The sequence below is a fragment of the Holdemanella sp. genome, assembly GCF_056804935.1.
Window position 1 is genome coordinate 758 of sequence record NZ_DBMEXE010000164.1, and the last position, 1,256, is coordinate 2,013.

Sequence of the window (1,256 nt, forward strand, 5' to 3'; positions counted from 1 at the left end):
GTTATAAAGGATGTTTTAATTAAATATGATCATGTTTATTTACATTTAGTAGGTGAAATTGATTTACCAAAAGAATTAAATGAATGCAAAAATAAAATTATTGTGCATCCTTTTATGGATTATAAGAAGCTTCCTGAATTAATTTCTAAGATGGATATTAATCTAGCTCCACTTACAGAATCTATTTTTAATGAAGCTAAATCAGAAAATAAATGGGTTGAAGCATCTTTAGTAAAAACTTGCACAATCGCATCAGATTTTGGAGCATTTAAGAAAATGATTCAAAATAATGAAACAGGTATATTATGTTCTAACTTAGATGAATGGAAGAATAGCTTAGAGAAATTAATTCAAAATAAAGAATTAAGAAATGTAATTGCTTCAAACGCTTATGAATACTGTCTAAAAAACTGTACAACAATGTATACGGGCTATAATCTTGTAAGTATTCTAAAAAAAGTTCGTAAAAAATTAATTTGTATAGGATTTGCGAAATTAGAAATGTCAGGTGGCGCTATGGTAGCTTTACGACATGCAACAATTTTACAAGATGCTGGCTATCAAGTAAATCTATTGTCATATTATGACACATGTACAGATTTTTCTTTCATGCAGCATTCATTTCCCGTGTTGCCATATAAAAATGATAGATTAGATGCACATATAGACTGTGGTGTCGCAACAATGTGGTCAACGGTTAAGATGTTGGATGATATACGTTGTATAGAGAATAAAAAGTATTTAGTTCAAGGCTTTGAAACGGATTTTTATGATTTCACGGATCCAAGGAAAATTGAGGCAAGTCAAAGTTATTCATTTCCTTTTGAAATTATTACGGTTTCAAAATGGTGCCAAGAATGGCTTAAATCGATGTATCATCGTGAATCCACATGGATCTATAACGGAATTGATATACACCAATATGAACAGCATAAAAGGATTTTAAATGGTAAAATTCGTATTTTAATTGAAGGAGATTGTTCTGTTAAAAACAAGAACATTGATGAAGCTTTTAAAATTACGAATGCATTAGATTCTTCAAAATATGAAGTCTGGTATATGTCGTATAATGCGAAGCCTAAAGATGGGTATAGAATTGATAAATTTTTACATAAGGTTCCTTATGAAGAAGTACAAAAGGTATATCAAGATTGTGATATTTTGTTGAAGACTTCAATATTAGAAAGTTTTAGTTACCCACCTTTGGAAATGATGGCTACAGGTGGCTATGTAGTAGCACTATTAAATGATGGAAA

At 29.9% G+C, this 1,256-nt stretch carries 1 protein-coding gene; it reads left to right on the top strand.

Going from position 1 to position 1,256, the window contains the following annotated elements; translation table 11 throughout:
- Nucleotides 1-1,256 (top strand): glycosyltransferase (locus ACZQCL_RS07435; protein WP_482482531.1); only part of this gene is annotated, 1,256 nt, incomplete at both ends.